This window comes from Janibacter sp. YB324 (genome assembly GCF_014217915.1).
GTDB lineage: Bacteria > Actinomycetota > Actinomycetes > Actinomycetales > Dermatophilaceae > Janibacter > Janibacter indicus.
In genome coordinates, this window is sequence record NZ_CP060120.1 from 1,937,504 (window position 1) to 1,953,262 (window position 15,759).

Genomic DNA, 15,759 nt, shown 5'->3' on the forward strand with positions numbered 1-15,759 from the left:
GGGGGCGCCGGCGTCATTGTGTCAGGCCGCGACCCGACCTCAGACGCGCCGCGCGTCCTCGATGAGGTTGATCTCGTAGAGGACGAGGTCGAGGGCATCGGCCGCGCTGATCGGCGAGAAGAGCTGCGGGGTCGCCTCGGTGACCGTCGACACGAGCGGGCTGAGGACCGTCCACGGCGTCGGGTGGGTGAACTGCACGACGGAGTAGCGGTCGCCCTCCTGGCCGGGGGCCGCGACGACCCGGTGGATGCCGGGCTCGATGACGCCGTTGGTCACGACCTCGAGCATGAGACCGGTGTTGATGATCGCGCCGCCGTCGGGGGCGATCGCGTCGATCCACTCGCCACTGTCCTTGAGGCGCACCTGCAGACCGGCCGCGGTCGCCCGCGGCAGGGCGGTGATGAGGTTGATGTCGGCGTGCTCCGCGGCCCACACGTGGGGCGCCTCGGGCGCGGACTCCATCGCCGGGTAGTGGATTGCGCGGGAGAGGGTCGGCCCGTCGACGAGCATCTTCTCGAAGTAGTCGGGGTGGGCACCGACACCGGTCGCGATGATGCGCAGCACCCGCCGCTGCAGGTCGGCGACCGAGCGGTGGAAGGTCGTCAGCGTCTCGGTGATGCCCGGCACGGCCGACTCGGGAAGCACCGGGTCGTGGTAGCGGTGCGGGTAGCGGGTGCGCAGCGGGTGCCCGGCAGGGATCGCGGGGCCCCAGTTGAGCATCTCCTTCCAGTCCGCGACGTCGGCGGTCGCGGCGGTCTCGACGAGCAGCCCCGTGTAGCCGGTCTGCCCGTGGGTGCCCGGCGCGACGAACTGCTCCTTGACCTCGCGTTCGGCGGTGAAGAACTCCTCGAGCATCCCGTAGGCGCTGTCGATGAGGTCCTCCGACAGGTCGTGCTTGACGTAGACGAAGCCGGTCTCCAGCGACGTCATCAGGCCGTCGACGACGGCCCGCTCGCGCTCAGCGTCCCCGGACTCGAAGGCCAGCAGGTCCACCTCGAGGATGTCATCGCTCATGAGGGCGAAGACTACCCGTCGTGCAGGCCCGTCAGGGACCGCCGAGCTGCGCGAGCGCCTCGTGGTAGCCGGTGAAGTCACGCGCCTGCCCCGTGGGGTTGACGAGCGACCAGGCCACGCGTCCGGCGGGGTCGACGAGGAAGGTCCCTCGCCGGGCCATCCCGCGCTCGTCGTCGAGGACGCCGTAGGCCCGAGCCACCTGCCCGTGCGGCCAGAAGTCGGACAGCAGGGGGAAGAAGTAGCCCTCCTGGTCGGCCCAGGCCCGCAGGCTGAACATCGGGTCGCACGAGATCGCCACGGTCGTCACCTGCTCGGACTCGAAGCGCCCGAGGTCGTCGCGGATCTCCCCGAGCTCGCCGGTGCAGATGCCCGAGAAGGCGAAGGGGTAGAAGACCAGGAGCACGGCCCGGTCGGCACGCAGCTCGGCGAGCGAGACGTCACGGCCGTTCTGGTCGCGCAGGGTGAAGTCGGGAGCGTGCTGCCCGACAGACAGGCTCAGCGCGCGCCCTTGGGCGCGGCCAGCCGGGTGGCCACCCACTCCTCGGAGCACATGACCGACCCGGAGGTGTGCAGGCCCGCGGTCGTCGCCGCCTCGTCGACCTCGCTGGGGTCGACCTCCTCCGCCTGACCGGGACGGGGCGTGAGGAGCACGATCGAGGAGCCCTCCGCGAGGGTGCCGAGGGTGTCGACGAGCGCGTCGGTCAGGTCACCGTCGCCGTCGCGCCACCACAGGATCACCGCGTCGACGACGCCGGTGTAGTCCTCGTCCTCGAGCTCCTCGCCGATGACGTCCTGGACCGCCGCCCGCAGGTCCTCGTCGACGTCGTCGTCCCAGCCGTACTCCTGCACGATCTGCCCGGTGGTGAAGCCGAGCTTCTCCACCGCGGCCTCGGCAAGATCCGCTCCCGCGGACCGGGGCTCCCCCGTCACGACACTGGTCCCTTCTGCTGCTCGCTGATCACTCATCCCTCATAGTCCACCGTGTCCGGCCCGCGGTTGCAAGCAGGTCCACCGTCTTCCTCGCGTCGCGCGGGGCTCGCGTGCGCCTCGACGAGCCCGCGCAGCGCCTCGGCGCGCGCCCGGTCGAGGTGGCAGACCTCGGGGCTCACCGGCCCGACCGTGCTCACCACCGCGACGCTCGCGAGGTCGAGACGGCGCGACACGGGCCCCTGGCTCACCGTGAGCGACTGGACCCGGTGCCACGGCACGACCTGCAGGCTGCGGTCGAGCCAGCCGCGTCGCAGGACCAGGGCCCGGCGCCCGGCCAGGTAGCCGATGTGGCGGTGGGCGAAGGGGTGGACCCACCGGGCGCGTCGCGGCTGGCCGACGAACCCGTCGGGGGTGGCCCCCACGAGCGACCCGACCTCAGCGGTGGTCTCGGGGTCGTCGGTGACGACGGCGAGCAGCCGCAGCACCTCGTCGGTGGTCGCGACGGGGACGAGGACGGCGTCGGACGCCGCCTCGGACGCCGAGCCGATCTCGGCGCCGGCGACGTTGACCTTGAGCGACCACCATCCGGGACGGCGCCACAGCCAGGGCTGCTCGATCGCGACGGCCTGCACACGGTTGATCGGCACGGACGAGGTACGGGTGTCGGTCAGGCCGCGCTGGCTGGTCAGGGTGCCCCCGCGCAGCCCGATGACCAGGCCCCACCAGCGGGTGAGGCGCAGCAGCGCGCGGCCGCCGGCCACGACGACGACGGGGAAGAACCCGGTGACGGCCGGGGCGAGGCCGACGAGCGCGAGGACGACCGCGATGACGCCGATGCCGGCGAGGAAGATCGCCTCGCCGCTCAGCAGCACCGAGGCGACGATCCGTCCCGGCGGCACGCTCAACAGCCGCTCCTCCGGGCGGTCACCTGCGCGGCGATCGGGCCCGAGCCCGCCCTCCTCGGGAGACCCGGCGGTCTCGGGCGGGCCGGCCGCCGCCCGATGGGCCAGGCCCAGCAGACGCTCTCGGACCGACTCGGCGTCGGCGGCTCGCAGGTAGGCGATCGACAGGTGCGAGTCGCCGCCGCCCGCCGACTCGACGCGCACCTCCGACAGGCCGCACAGGCGGGCGAGCAGCGGCCGCACGACGTCAACGGCCTGGATGCGGTCGTAGCGCACCTGACGGTGCTGGCGGAAGAGGGCGCCCGTGCGCATCTCGATGCTGTCCTCGCCGATCCGGTAACGCGTGAACCACCAGGACACGAGGCCGAGGAGGATCGCGCCGAGGACGACGAGTGCGACCGCGCCGACCTGCAGCAGCGTCGCGACACCCGGCACAGCGCCCGCGGGCCCTCCCCGGCCCGAGCCGCCGTCACCACCACCGAAGGCCGCGGCGAGGGTGTCGATCTGCTGGCTCACGAGGTAGCCGAGCACGCCGAGGACGACGAGCCCGCCGCGGATGAAGGGCGAGATCGGGTGGACCCGGGCGAACCCGTCGGCGTCGGCTCCGGTCACAGTCCTGCTCGCTGCGCCTCGCCACGTGCGGCCAGACGCACACGCAGCTCCTCGGCCACGTCGGCCGGCAGGCCGCAGATCGTCCCGCTGCTCGCCGGCGAGGCGGTGTTGACGGTGATCTCGGCCAGCCCGGCGCGTCGCATGTAGGGACCGGAGCTGAGGTCGACGTACTGGATGCGGCCGTAGGGCACGGTGACCAGGCGCCGCCACATGCGACCCCGGCGGATGGCCAGCTCCTCGGGCAGCTCGGCCCAGCTCATCGCCCGCACCTGGACCCCGATGAGCCACATGAGCCAGGCCCAGATGACGACGACCAGCGCGGAGCCGACCGCCAGCCAGGGCCACAACAGCGCCGCGGCCACGCCGAGGGCCAGCGCCACCGGCAGGAGCACCGCGCTCGTGCTCACCCGGCGCACGCGGGCGAGCGCGGGCGAGACGGGCCGCCAGTCCGCGCCACCGTCACCGTGCAGCGGGAGCACGTGCGGGACCGAAGGGGGCGGGGTCGGCTGCTCGTCCACGGCACCATCACACCAGACCACGGTCCGTAGGCTGGACGCGTGGTGGACGAGCGACGTGCAAGCGAGCAAGGAGGTGCCCGATGGGTCGGGTGACGCAGCGGCTCAAGGTGGAGCGACGTGACGGACGCACCCTGCGTCGCATCGAGTCGGTCGCCGTCGAGGAGCCGCTCGAGATCCGGGTCGCGGCCCTGCCCGACGGCGGCGTGCCTGCCGGGAGCTCCCCCCTTCGTCCGCCGTCGACGACGGTCACGACGACGATGCGCCTGCCCGGCGATGACTTCGACCTCGCCCTCGGGCACCTCGTCGCGGAGGGACTCGTCGCGGGGGCCGAGGACGTCGCGACGATGATGCACTGCACCGACACCGCGCCGGACGGCTCGCCGACCTTCAACGTCGTCGAGGTGACCCTCGCGGCCGGGGTCTCCCTGCGGCGACCGGTCACCGAGCGGACCGAGGTCGCGACGAGCGCCTGTGGGGTGTGCGGGTCGGCGTCCGTGGACGACCTGCTCGCCGTCCTGCCGCACCGCCCCTCGGATGACGACGTCCGGGTGCCGCTCGCGGCGATCCACGCGGGCATGGCCGCGATGCGCGAGCGGCAGAAGGTCTTCGAGGCCACCGGCGGGGTCCATGCCGCGGCGCTCCTCGGGCCCGACGGGACCGTGCTCGCCGTCCGCGAGGACATCGGCCGGCACAACGCGGTGGACAAGGTCCTCGGGTGGGCTGCGCGCGAAGGGGGTCTCCCCCTTCGTGGGCACGTGCTCCTCGTCTCCTCCCGGGCCGGCTTCGAGATCGCCCAGAAGGCGGCGGTCGCCGGCGTGCCCGTCCTCGCCTGCGTCTCCGCCGCGACGACGCTGGCCGTCGAGGTGGCCGACCGCGCGGGCCTGACCCTCCTCGGCTTCGTCCGGGAGCCGCGGGCGACCGCCCTCAGCCACCCGGAGCGGATCACGGACTGAGCCGGGTTTGTGACCCGCACCACCACCGGGGAAGATGGATGTGTCCTCCGACACCCCCGGAGGAATGGTCTTGGAAAGGACGACGACGTGCCCGGATCGGCAGATCACCTCAGCGACGGACCCATCCTCAACGGGATTCCGACCCACTTGCCGGACATCAACTCGGAGGAGACGGCGGAGTGGCTCGAGTCCATCGATGCGCTCATCGACGAGTCCGGCCGCTCGCGGGCCCGCTACGTGATGCTGCGTCTGCTGGAGCGCGCGCGGATGAAGCGCGTGGGCGTGCCGTCGCTGACGACGACCGACTACGTCAACACGATCTCGCCGTCCAACGAGCCCTGGTACCCCGGTGACGAGGAGGTCGAGCGCCAGTACCGCGCCTGGATCCGCTGGAACGCCGCGATCCAGGTCCACCGCGCCCAGCGTCCCGGGCTCGGCGTGGGCGGTCACATCTCCTCGTATGCCTCCGCGGCGACGATGTACGAGGTGGGCTTCAACCACTTCTGGCGCGGCAAGGACCACCCCGGCGGCGGCGACCAGATCTTCATCCAGGGCCATGCCTCCCCCGGCATGTATGCCCGGGCCTTCCTCGAGGGGAGGCTCGACGAGCAGGAGATGGACGGCTTCCGCCAGGAGGCCGCGCACCTCGCCGGCCAGGCCGACTCGGGCCTGCCGTCCTATCCCCACCCGCGGCTCATGCAGGACTTCTGGGAGTTCCCGACGGTGTCGATGGGCATCGGCCCGATGAACGCGATCTACCAGGCGCAGTTCAACAAGTACCTGCACAACCGGGGCATCAAGGACACCTCCCAGCAGCACGTGTGGGCCTTCCTCGGCGACGGCGAGATGGACGAGCCGGAGAGCCGTGGCCTGCTGCAGACCGCGGCCTTCGAGGAGCTGGACAACCTCACCTTCGTCGTCAACTGCAACCTCCAGCGGCTCGACGGCCCGGTCCGTGGCAACGGCAAGATCATCCAGGAGCTCGAGGCCTACTTCCGCGGAGCCGGGTGGAATGTCATCAAGGTCGTCTGGGGCCGGGGGTGGGACCCGCTCCTCGCCGCCGACCGGCACGGGGCGCTCGTCAACCTCATGAACCAGACGCCGGACGGCGACTACCAGACCTTCCGCGCCAACGACGGCGCCTACGTGCGGGACAACTTCTTCAACCGCGACCCCCGGACCCGCAAGCTCGTCGAGGACTGGTCCGACGCCGACATCTGGTGGAAGCTCAAGCGCGGTGGCCACGACTACAACAAGGTCTACGCCGCCTACCGCGCCGCGATGGAGCACACCGGTCAGCCGACGGTGATCCTCGCGAAGACGATCAAGGGGTACGGCCTCGGCTCGAGCTTCGCCGGGCGCAACGCGACCCACCAGATGAAGAAGCTGACGATCGAGGACCTCAAGGGCCTGCGGGACGGGCTGAAGATCCCGATCTCGGACGAGGAGCTCGAGAAGGACCCCTACCTGCCGCCCTACTACCACCCGGGCGAGGACGACGAGGCGATCCAGTACCTCAAGGAGCGCCGGACGAAGCTCGGAGGCGGTCTGCCCTCGCGGCGGGTGCAGTACGCCGCCCCGCCCCTCCCGGGCGACAAGGCCTACAGCCAGATGGCGAAGGGTTCCGGCAAGCAGGAGATCGCCACGACGATGGCCTGGGTCCGGCTCATCAAGGACCTCATGCGGGAGCAGGGCTTCGGCGATCGGATCGTGCCGATCATCCCCGACGAGGCGCGGACCTTCGGGATGGACTCCTTCTTCCCGAACAAGAAGATCTACAACCCCCACGGGCAGAACTACACCTCGGTCGACGCGGACCTCATGCTCGCCTACAAGGAGTCCGAGCAGGGGCAGATCCTCCACACCGGCATCAACGAGGCGGGGTCGGTGGCTGCCTTCACCGCTGCGGCGACGAGCTATGCCACGCACGGCGAGCCGATGATCCCGGTCTACATCTTCTACTCGATGTTCGGCTTCCAGCGGACCGGCGACGGGATCTGGGCGGCCGCCGACCAGATGTCCCGCGGCTTCATGCTCGGCGCGACCGCCGGGCGGACCACGCTCACGGGTGAGGGTCTCCAGCACGCCGACGGCCACTCGCCGCTGCTCGCCGCGACCAACCCCGCTGTCGTGGCCTGGGACCCGGCCTACGGCTTCGAGATCGCGCACATCATGCGTGACGGCCTCGAGCGGATGTACGGAGGGGACGCCCCTCAGGCCGACCCGAGCCGCAACCTCATCTACTACCTCACCCTCTACAACGAGCCGATCGTCCAGCCGGCCGAGCCCGAGGGGCTCGACGTCGACGGGCTCCTCAAGGGCATCTACCGCTACTCCGCGGGTGACGACTCCGGGCTCGGCGACACCCCGCCGCGCTGCCAGCTCCTCGGGAGCGGCGTCGGCATGCCGTGGGCGCTCGAGGCCCAGGAGCTGCTGCGCGAGGACTGGGGCGTCGTCGCCGACGTCTGGTCGGTCACGAGCTGGAGCGAGCTGCGCCGTGAGGCGATGGCCTGCGACGAGCACCGCTTCCTCCACCCCGAGGAGGAGCGCCGCACGCCGTACGTCACGCAGGCGCTCGAGGGGTCGATCGGCCCGATCGTCGCCGTCTCGGACTACATGAAGCAGGTCCAGGACCAGATCCGCCCGTGGGTCCCCGAGGAGTACTCCGCGCTGGGCACGGACGGGTTCGGCTTCTCCGACACCCGGGCTGCCGCGCGCCGCTACTTCCACGTCGACGGCCCGTCGATGGCGGTCCGCGCCCTCCAGATGCTCGCCGACCGGGGCTGGGTCGCCGAGGACGTGCCGGCGAAGGCCGCCGAGAAGTACCGGCTGCTCGACGTCACCGCCGGGACGTCCGGCAACGCCGGGGGCGACGCCTGACCCGGCGCAGGTCACGGCTCAGCGCACACCCTCCCGGAGGCCACGGACTCGCTCGACGAGTCTCGTGGCCTCCGGGCTGTCGAGGCGGATGCCGAGCAGGGGCAGGAGCTCGGGCAGCTCCTCCACCGCGTACGGACGCTGCCGCGAGGGCTCCCCTGCCCTCCGCTCGGTGATCGTGTCCGTGGACACCGACACCTGGACCGGGGTGCCGTCGGCGGCCACCCCGTGGCGAGCGAGCGTGAGCGAGCGGCGGAAGTGCGAGCGCGGCGACGTGGACGTCCAGTGGTGGCCCATCGCGACATCGACCTCCCGCACCTGCAGCTCGTCCATCGTGTGCATGTGCTCCCAGCCCCCGGAGCGCACCCGCCACAGCTGCCAGGCCGCGCCGGCGCTCCCTTCGTCGACCCGGCGGATCTCGTGCGGCCAGATCCCGCCCTCGACGCGGGCACCGTCGCGCAGCTCGATCGGCGCCGTCGGCGGCACCCCGATGCCGGGGTCGCACAGGTGGCGAACGCCGTCGATCGTCACGACCACCGCGAGGTGGGTCCGTGGGGCCGTGGCCGGGTCACCGACGCGCCCGAGGAGCAGGCGGGCGTCGTAGCCGAGGGCGAGGAGCACCGCATGGAAGAGGGTCGCGTGCTCGAAGCAGTACCCGCCCCGGTGGTGGTCGAGGAACTTCGCCCCGACCGTGTCGAGGTCCACGCCCCGGTGCTGGCCGAGGAGCACGTCGACGGTGTCGAAGGGGAAGGTCGTCACGTGGGCGTGGAGTAGCCGGGTCAGCGCCGCGAGGGACAGAGTCTCCTCCGCAGCGCCCGTGCGCCCGAGGTATGCGGCCAGGTCGATGTCGGTCATGGGCCGAGTCTGTGACCTGAAGTCCGGTTGAGGTCAAGACCACCACGGACCGAGCAGCTCACCCCCGCGGCATGCACCGCCATGATGCTCGTGAGCGCCTCGACCGCCTCGCACCCGCACCGGACACGCTGCGGGAAGGCCACCCTGATGTCGCGCTGGTAGGTGCCCATGTGCTCACGGAGCACGATGCCCCGCTCGTCGGCGTGGACCGGACGGACCACCGCGACCGGCTGCACCTCGTGGGCCACGAGATCACGCAGGTCGTCGCGGTGGTGCTGATCGAGGTGGGCCATCCAGCCGTCCTGCCAGCCGCCGAGGGCGTCGATGTCCGCGAGGGCGTAGTCCCCGGCGTCGACGTCGACGGGCGACCGGTCGGAGCGGCCCCGCTCGACGGTCCATTCGAGCGTGACGGTGTCCGGGACGAGGCGGCCGACGAGCCCGTCCTCGGCCAGACCGAGGTGCTCGCGGAGGTCGTCGGTGACGGGCTCCGTCATGACCTCGGCCGGGCCGGAGAGTCGCACCAGCCCGCGCAGGCGCCCCGGGTGCGCCACCGACGAGACGTCGTACGCGACCGCGTCGACGACCGGTCCGGGCTCACCCGGGACCGCCAGGTGGACGCAGTCGGGAGCGGCCTCCGCCAGGGCGAAGAACACCGCTCCGGAGCCGTCGGTGGCGTGCCGGCTGACGGGAGCACGGCTGCCCATCAGTCCCACCTCGAGGCAGCTCGCTGTCGCGACCACCGTCCTGGCCAGCTGTGCGTCCTGTGCCACTGGGGCCTCCTCCACGTCGAATGAAGGTAAGCCTAACCTCATGACGAAGGGAGGGTGCGCCGGGCGCGCCCTCCCTTCGTCCTGCCGGTCGGCTCAGTCCTGCTCGAGGAAGTCCGCGCGCGCCTCGACGCAGACATCGGGCTGATCGCAGAAGGCGCCGTCGATGCCGACCTCGAAGAAGCGGGTCACCTCGTCCTTGGCCCGGCCGTGCGTCGCCGGGTCGGTGCCGATGCGGTAGTCGACCGGCAGGAAGGAGTTTTCCGAGCGGAAGGTCCACGGCGTGACCTTGAGCCCCGCGGCGTGGGCGTCCTCGACGAAGCTCGTCGGCTCACCCAGGCTGCCGTCGGCGTTGCGCGCGATGACGGCGTTCTTCTCCGGGCCGAAGCCGTCGATCCACTGCGACAGGTCTTGCATCGACGCGGCGGTGGTCAGCTCGGCATAGGTCGTCCCCTGCTCGTGCAGGTCGTAGGGGCCGCCCTTGACCGTCGTGAGGAAGGTGCTCTTGCCCTTGTAGCCGTGCTCGTCACGCAGGTCCTTGAGCGCGGTGAGCTCGAAGGACTGCACCCACAGCGGCGCCTTGGGGTGGTTGAGGTGGTACTCGGTGACCAGACGGGCGACCTCGGCCTCGGGGTCGAAGCCCTCGTCGTGGAGGTAGGTGGAGTGCTTGATCTCCGGGATGATGCCGATGACGCGACCGGTCTTGCGGGACAGGGCCTCTCGCGTGGCGAGCACCTCCTCGAAGGTGGGCACCTCGAACTGCCCGTCGTAGCTCGCAGACTCTGGACGCATGCTGCCCAGGCGCTCCTTGGCGCGCAGGGTCTTCAGCTCGGCGAGCGTGAAGTCGTCGACGAACCACCCCGTCACGGGCTTGCCGTCGAGGTTCTTGGTCGTCTTGCGGTCGGCGAACTCCGGGTGGTCGGCGACGTCGGTCGTCCCCGAGATCTCCGGCTCGTGGCGGTCGACGAGCACGCCGTCCTTGGTCATCACCAGGTCGGGCTCGATGTAGTCGGCACCCTGCTCGACGGCCAGGTCGTAGGCGGCCAGCGTGTGCTCCGGGCGGTAGCCGGAGGCACCGCGGTGGGCGAGGACGAGGGGGTCGGCCATGTTCTTCTCCCGGTATCCCGGGTTACCGGAGGACTGGGACTTCTCCGGCGAGGCGGCCGGCGTGGCGGTCGCGGTCGCGGCCGGCACGACGAGTGCCGCGGCGGCGACGAGGGCGGTGGCGATCTTGGTGGCGTTCATGGGCGCGACGCTAGGCGGGCCGGCCGCACCCCCGGCCGACGCCGCCGTGTCGGCTCCGTGACCACTGGGTGAACGCGTGGGGCTCCTCCCTTCGCCGCGCTGATGGACCGGTGGAGCCCGCGCGGACGGGGAGGACCTAGGCTGTGTGGCGTGTCCAAGGTACTGACTTCTCTTCCTGCAGGTGAACGTGTCGGCATCGCCTTCTCCGGCGGTCTCGACACCTCGGTGGCCGTCGCGTGGATGCGCGAGAAGGGGGCGGTGCCGTGCACCTACACCGCCGACCTCGGCCAGTACGACGAGGACGACATCGAGTCGATCCCGGGCCGCGCCGGCCAGTACGGCGCGGAGCTGTCGCGACTGGTCGACTGCAAGGGCCCGCTGGTCGAGGAGGGCCTGTCCGCCATCGCGTGCGGCGCCTTCCACATCCGCAGCGGCGGACGCACCTACTTCAACACCACTCCCCTGGGCCGGGCCGTCACCGGCACCCTCCTCGTGCGCGCCATGAAGGAGGACGGCGTCTCGATCTGGGGCGACGGCTCGACCTTCAAGGGCAACGACATCGAGCGCTTCTACCGCTACGGCCTCATGGCCAACCCCGGGCTGCGCATCTACAAGCCCTGGCTCGACGCCGACTTCGTCACCGAGCTCGGCGGCCGCCAGGAGATGTCCGAGTGGCTCACCGCCCGCGACCTGCCCTACCGCGACAGCGCGGAGAAGGCCTACTCCACCGACGCCAACATCTGGGGCGCCACCCACGAGGCCAAGACCCTCGAGCACCTCGACGTCTCGCTCGAGACGGTCGAGCCGATCATGGGCGTGCGCTTCTGGGACCCGCAGGTCGCCATCGAGGCCGAGGACGTCACCGTGCGCTTCGAGCGCGGGCGCCCGGTCGCGATCAACGGTGACGACTTCGGCGGCGACGCCGTCGCGCTCGTCATGGCGGCCAACACCATCGGTGGTCGCCACGGCCTGGGCATGTCCGACCAGATCGAGAACCGCATCATCGAGGCGAAGTCCCGCGGCATCTACGAGGGCCCGGCGATGGCCCTGCTGCACCTGACCTACGAGCGCCTGCTCAACGCGATCCACAACGAGGACACCATCGCGAGCTACCACGCCGAGGGCCGCCGCCTCGGCCGGCTGCTCTACGAGGGCCGCTGGTTCGACCCGCAGGCGCTCATGCTCCGCGAGTCGCTGCAGCGCTGGGTCGCCTCCGTCGTCACCGGCGAGGTCACCGTGCGCCTGCGCCGCGGCGAGGACTGGACGATCGTCAACACCGTCGGCGAGCACTTCAGCTACCACCCCGACAAGCTGTCGATGGAGCGCACCGAGAATGCCGCCTTCGGCCCGGTCGACCGCATCGGCCAGCTGACGATGCGCAACCTCGACATCGCCGACAGCCGCAGCAAGCTCGAGGTCTACGCCGCGCAGGACCAGCTCTCCGGTGGCTACCTGGAGATCATGGGCGAGCTCGAGGCCGGCGGCGGCGACCAGATCGCCTCCAACCCGGCCGCGGCCAACGTCGACGACGAGGACGACGCCCTCGACCGCGCCGCCATGGAGTTCGGCACCGACTGAGCACTTGTGGTCTTCGCACATAGGATGACGGGGTGTCGCGCCGTGGCCTTGTCTCCCTCACCACCCGTCGGCAGGTGCGCCGCAACGGCGGCGACCTGGCCCGGGCGGCGACCCGGCGACTCGAGGCGCAGCACGACTGGTACGCCAGGCTCACTGCCCAGGAGCGCTCGTGGGTCGGGCTCGTCGCGCAGGCCGGCATCGCCAACTTCATCCAGTGGCTCGACGGCGAGGAGTCGGCCGACACCCGCACGACCTTCGGTGCCGCGCCCCGGGAGCTGACCCGCACGATCAGCCTCGCCCAGACCCTCGAGCTGGCTCGCTCGGTCGTCGAGGTCGTCGAGGAGCACGTGGAGGAGCTCGCCAAGCCGGCAGACGTCACCGACCTGCGCATCGCCGTCCTGCGCTACTCGCGCGAGATCGCCTTCGGCGCCGCGCAGGTCTACGCCCACGCCGCCGAGCAGCGGGGCGCCTGGGACGCCCGGCTCGAGTCGCTCGTCATCGACGCCGTCATGCGCGGCGAGGTCGACGAGTCGATCCGCACCCGCGCCGCCGCCCTCGGCTGGGGTGATGTCACCGATCTCGTTGTGCTGGTGGGCGATTCGCCCCGCAGCAGCGATGACGACGACCCCGCCCTCGCGGTCGGGCAGGTGCACCGCACAGCCCAGCGGCTCGATCTCCCCGTGCTCGCCGGCGTCCAGGGCGCCCGCCTCGTGGCGGTCGTCGGCTCGGTGCAGGACCCGGCCGCGACGGCTGCCGGGTTCGCCGAGTGCTTCGCCGACGGAGACCTCGTGCACGGACCGCTCGTCACCGACCTCACGGAGGGAGCTGTGTCGGCGCACGCCGCCGTCGCCGGGCACGTCGCCGCTCCCGGCTGGCCCGCGCGCCCTCGCCCCGTCGCCGCCGACGACCTGCTCGGCGAGCGGGCCATCGCCGGCGACGACCTCGCCCGCGCCACGCTCGTCGAGCAGGTGCAGCTGCCCCTCGAGGAGCACCCGAGCCTCCTCGACACCGCGCGCACACATCTGGAGTCCCCGGGTCTCGAGGCGACCGCACGCACCCTCATCGTCCACGTCAACACCGTCCGCTACCGGCTGGGCCGGATCAGCGAGGTCATCGGCTACGACCTCACCGTGCCGCACGAGGCCTTCACCGTCCGCGTCGCGCTGACCCTCGGGGCGATCTTGGAGGATCCCTCCAACATCGCGGGGTGATTCTCTGGCGAGGTCGACCTCGCCCATCTCCCCCCTCGACCGCGACTCTGGATGGGTGCTCGCCATCACCTGCCCCGGACAGGGCTCCCAGTCCCCCGGCTTCCTCAACCCCTGGCTCGAGCTGCCCGGCGTGGCCGACCGCCTGCACTGGCTCTCGGCCGTGGCCGGCATCGACCTCGCCGCGCACGGCACGACGAGCGACGAGGAGACGATCAAGGACACCGCGATCGCGCAGCCGCTCATCGTCGCCGCGGGCCTGCTCTCGCTGCTGGCCCTCTTCGAGCACCCGGCCGACGGCTTCCGCGTGGTCGGCGCCGGTGCCGGCCACAGCGTCGGCGAGATCACCGCGGCCAGCGCCGCAGGCGTCATCTCTGCCGAGCAGGCCATGGTCCTCGTCCGCGAGCGCGGTCGCGGCATGGCCGCCGCGGCACAGGCCACCCCCACCGGGATGAGCGCCGTCCTCGGCGGCGACCCCGACGAGGTGCTCGCGACCATCGCCCGGCACGGCCTCACCCCCGCCAACATCAACGGCGCCGGCCAGGTCGTGGCCGCCGGCACGATCGAGCAGCTGGCCGCCCTCGCCGAGGCCCCGCCGGCCAAGGCGCGGGTCATGCCGCTCAAGGTCGCCGGCGCCTTCCACACCGAGCACATGTCCCCCGCCGTCGCCGAGATGGGCCGGCTGGCCCGCGCCGTCTCGACCCACGACGCCCGGGTCCCGCTCGTCTCCAACGTCGACGGTGCCGTCATCCACTCCGGTCGCGAGGTGCTCTCGCGCATCGTCAGCCAGGTGCGCAACCCCGTGCGCTGGGACCTGTGCATGGGGACCCTCAAGGACCTCGGCGTCACCGGGGTCATCGAGATCCCGCCGGCCGGTGCTCTCACCGGTCTGGCCAAGCGCGGCCTCAAGGGAGTCGAGGTGCTCGCCCTCAAGACGCCCGACGACCTCGAGGCCGCCTACCGCATGGTGCGCGAGCACGGCTCGGCTCGGTCGGCCTCGCAGCCGACGTGGCGTCTGGTCACCGCACCGGTCAAGGGCACCGTCGAGGTCGGCTCGGCCGGCCCCGGCGCGGCCGTCACCCCGGGCGACGTCGTGGCCCGCATCTCCTCCCTCCGCGACACCCTCGAGGTGCGGGCCGACCACGGCGGCACCGTCGTCGAGTGGCTCGTCGAGGACGGCGACCCGGTCTCCCCCGGCCAGCCCCTGCTGCGCCTGCACCCCGAGGGGTCGATCGCGTGAGCACCTCGACCCTGGGCGTCCCCGACGTCCTGCACCATGCCCGGATCACCGGGGTGGGCGCCTACCGCCCCGAGCGCGTGGTCCCCAACAGCGAGATCATCGAGGCGATCGACTCCTCCGACGAGTGGATCCGCGAGCGGTCCGGCATCGCCTCGCGCCACAAGGCGGCCGAGGACGAGAGCGTCGTCGACATGGCCGAGCGCGCCTCGCGCGCAGCCCTCGCCTACGCCGGTCTGCGGGCCGAGCAGGTCGGCGCCGTCCTCGTCGCGACGGTGACCCACCCCTACCAGACGCCCGCGGCCGCCCCGATCCTCGCGGCCCGACTCGGGTCCGGCGCGGCCGCCTTCGACATCTCCGCCGCCTGCGCGGGCTACTGCCACGCGATCTCCGTGGCCAACGACATGGTGCGGGTCGGCACCGCCGAGCACGTCCTCGTCGTCGGGGTCGAAAAGCTGCTGGACTTCACCGACCCGCAGGACCGCGGCTCCGCCTTCATCTTCGGCGACGGCGCCGGGGCGGCCATCGTCTCCCGGAGCGAGACGCCGGGTATCGGGCCCACCGTGTGGGGCAGCGACGGCGACAAGCACCGCTTCATCACCCAGCGCGACGCGTGGACGCAGCTGCGCGACGACCGCGACCTGCGCTGGCCGGCGATCATCATGGAAGGCCCGAGCGTCTTCCGCTGGGCCGTGTGGTCGATGGCCAAGGAGGCCCAGCGCGCCCTCGACGCCGCTGGGGTGCGTGCCGACGAGCTCGCCGCCTTCATCCCCCACCAGGCCAACGTGCGGATCATCGACCAGATGGCCAAGACCCTGGGCCTGCCCCCGGACCTGCCGATCGCCCGTGACATCGTCACCACCGCCAACACCTCGGCCGCCTCGGTCCCCCTCGCCATGGAGCGCATGCTCCGCGAGGGCGAGGTCGAGCCCGGCGGTCTGGCACTGCAGATCGGCTTCGGCGCCGGTCTCGTCTGGGCCGCGCAGGTCGTGACCCTCCCCTAGTTCACCCGTCGGTCCGACGGGTCATCGGGCCAGCACACCGCCCCAACCGCACACACAAG

At 71.8% G+C, this 15,759-nt stretch carries 14 protein-coding genes; 6 read left to right on the forward strand and 8 right to left on the reverse strand.

Going from position 1 to position 15,759, the window contains the following annotated elements; genetic code table 11:
* Window positions 1-39: 39 nt before the first annotated feature.
* Genes H7A72_RS09365 through H7A72_RS09385 form a run of 5 tightly spaced genes read right to left on the reverse strand, consistent with a single transcriptional unit; the run spans window position 40 to window position 3,976 of the window.
* The gene (locus H7A72_RS09365) at window positions 40-1,014 is read right to left on the reverse strand and encodes an isopenicillin N synthase family oxygenase (protein WP_084451211.1); all 975 of its coding nucleotides are present in this window, start codon (window positions 1,012-1,014) and stop codon (window positions 40-42) included.
* 31 nt (window positions 1,015-1,045) lie between these two features.
* A complete protein-coding gene (locus H7A72_RS09370) occupies window positions 1,046-1,552 on the reverse strand; it encodes a peroxiredoxin (RefSeq protein ID WP_200811206.1) in 507 nt (168 codons plus the stop codon).
* Window positions 1,510-1,944: a DUF3052 domain-containing protein gene (locus H7A72_RS09375; RefSeq protein WP_084451212.1), complete on the reverse strand. Its 435-nt coding sequence runs from the start codon at window positions 1,942-1,944 to the stop codon at window positions 1,510-1,512. Before H7A72_RS09375 ends, H7A72_RS09370 begins: the two co-directional genes overlap by 43 nt.
* A 32-nt stretch (window positions 1,945-1,976) precedes the next feature.
* The gene (locus tag H7A72_RS09380) at window positions 1,977-3,458 is read right to left on the reverse strand and encodes a PH domain-containing protein (protein ID WP_185220368.1); all 1,482 of its coding nucleotides are present in this window, start codon (window positions 3,456-3,458) and stop codon (window positions 1,977-1,979) included.
* Window positions 3,455-3,976 (reverse strand): PH domain-containing protein, encoded by a 522-nt coding sequence (locus H7A72_RS09385; RefSeq protein ID WP_223277592.1) that lies wholly within the window; start codon window positions 3,974-3,976, stop codon window positions 3,455-3,457. Before H7A72_RS09385 ends, H7A72_RS09380 begins: the two co-directional genes overlap by 4 nt.
* Before the next feature lie 80 nt (window positions 3,977-4,056).
* Between H7A72_RS09385 and fdhD the strand changes: the two genes are divergently transcribed.
* Window positions 4,057-4,929 carry a formate dehydrogenase accessory sulfurtransferase FdhD gene (fdhD, locus tag H7A72_RS09390; protein ID WP_084451215.1) on the forward strand — a complete coding sequence of 291 codons (873 nt, stop codon included), beginning with the start codon at window positions 4,057-4,059 and terminating at the stop codon, window positions 4,927-4,929.
* Between the two features lie 87 nt (window positions 4,930-5,016).
* On the forward strand, window positions 5,017-7,809 hold the full coding sequence (gene aceE / locus H7A72_RS09395; protein WP_185220369.1) for a pyruvate dehydrogenase (acetyl-transferring), homodimeric type: 2,793 nt from the start codon (window positions 5,017-5,019) through the stop codon (window positions 7,807-7,809).
* Between the two features lie 18 nt (window positions 7,810-7,827).
* On the opposite strand, the gene H7A72_RS09400 is transcribed toward aceE, so the two are convergent.
* The 3 genes from H7A72_RS09400 to H7A72_RS09410 all read right to left on the reverse strand — a co-directional run bounded on the left by H7A72_RS09400 (window position 7,828) and on the right by H7A72_RS09410 (window position 10,673).
* Window positions 7,828-8,661, reverse strand: coding sequence for an arylamine N-acetyltransferase (locus H7A72_RS09400; RefSeq protein WP_185220370.1), 834 nt, complete (start codon window positions 8,659-8,661; stop codon window positions 7,828-7,830).
* The gene (locus tag H7A72_RS09405; protein ID WP_159451186.1) at window positions 8,658-9,365 is read right to left on the reverse strand and encodes a DUF2470 domain-containing protein; all 708 of its coding nucleotides are present in this window, start codon (window positions 9,363-9,365) and stop codon (window positions 8,658-8,660) included. Before H7A72_RS09405 ends, H7A72_RS09400 begins: the two co-directional genes overlap by 4 nt.
* 159 nt (window positions 9,366-9,524) lie before the next feature.
* A complete protein-coding gene (locus tag H7A72_RS09410) occupies window positions 9,525-10,673 on the reverse strand; it encodes a glycerophosphodiester phosphodiesterase (RefSeq protein ID WP_185220371.1) in 1,149 nt (382 codons plus the stop codon).
* Window positions 10,674-10,823: 150 nt separating this feature from the next.
* Here H7A72_RS09410 and argG point away from each other — a divergent pair, with 150 nt between their 5' ends.
* Genes argG through H7A72_RS09430 form a run of 4 tightly spaced genes read left to right on the forward strand, consistent with a single transcriptional unit; the run spans window position 10,824 to window position 15,700 of the window.
* Window positions 10,824-12,251 (forward strand): argininosuccinate synthase, encoded by a 1,428-nt coding sequence (gene argG / locus H7A72_RS09415; protein WP_084451219.1) that lies wholly within the window; start codon window positions 10,824-10,826, stop codon window positions 12,249-12,251.
* Between the two features lie 32 nt (window positions 12,252-12,283).
* Entirely contained in the window at window positions 12,284-13,462 is a 1,179-nt protein-coding gene (locus H7A72_RS09420; protein ID WP_084451220.1) for a CdaR family transcriptional regulator, read from the forward strand.
* 55 nt (window positions 13,463-13,517) lie between these two features.
* On the forward strand, window positions 13,518-14,699 hold the full coding sequence (locus tag H7A72_RS09425; RefSeq protein ID WP_185220372.1) for an acyltransferase domain-containing protein: 1,182 nt from the start codon (window positions 13,518-13,520) through the stop codon (window positions 14,697-14,699).
* Window positions 14,696-15,700 (forward strand): beta-ketoacyl-ACP synthase III, encoded by a 1,005-nt coding sequence (locus tag H7A72_RS09430; protein ID WP_185220373.1) that lies wholly within the window; start codon window positions 14,696-14,698, stop codon window positions 15,698-15,700. Before H7A72_RS09425 ends, H7A72_RS09430 begins: the two co-directional genes overlap by 4 nt.
* Window positions 15,701-15,759 lie beyond the last annotated feature (59 nt).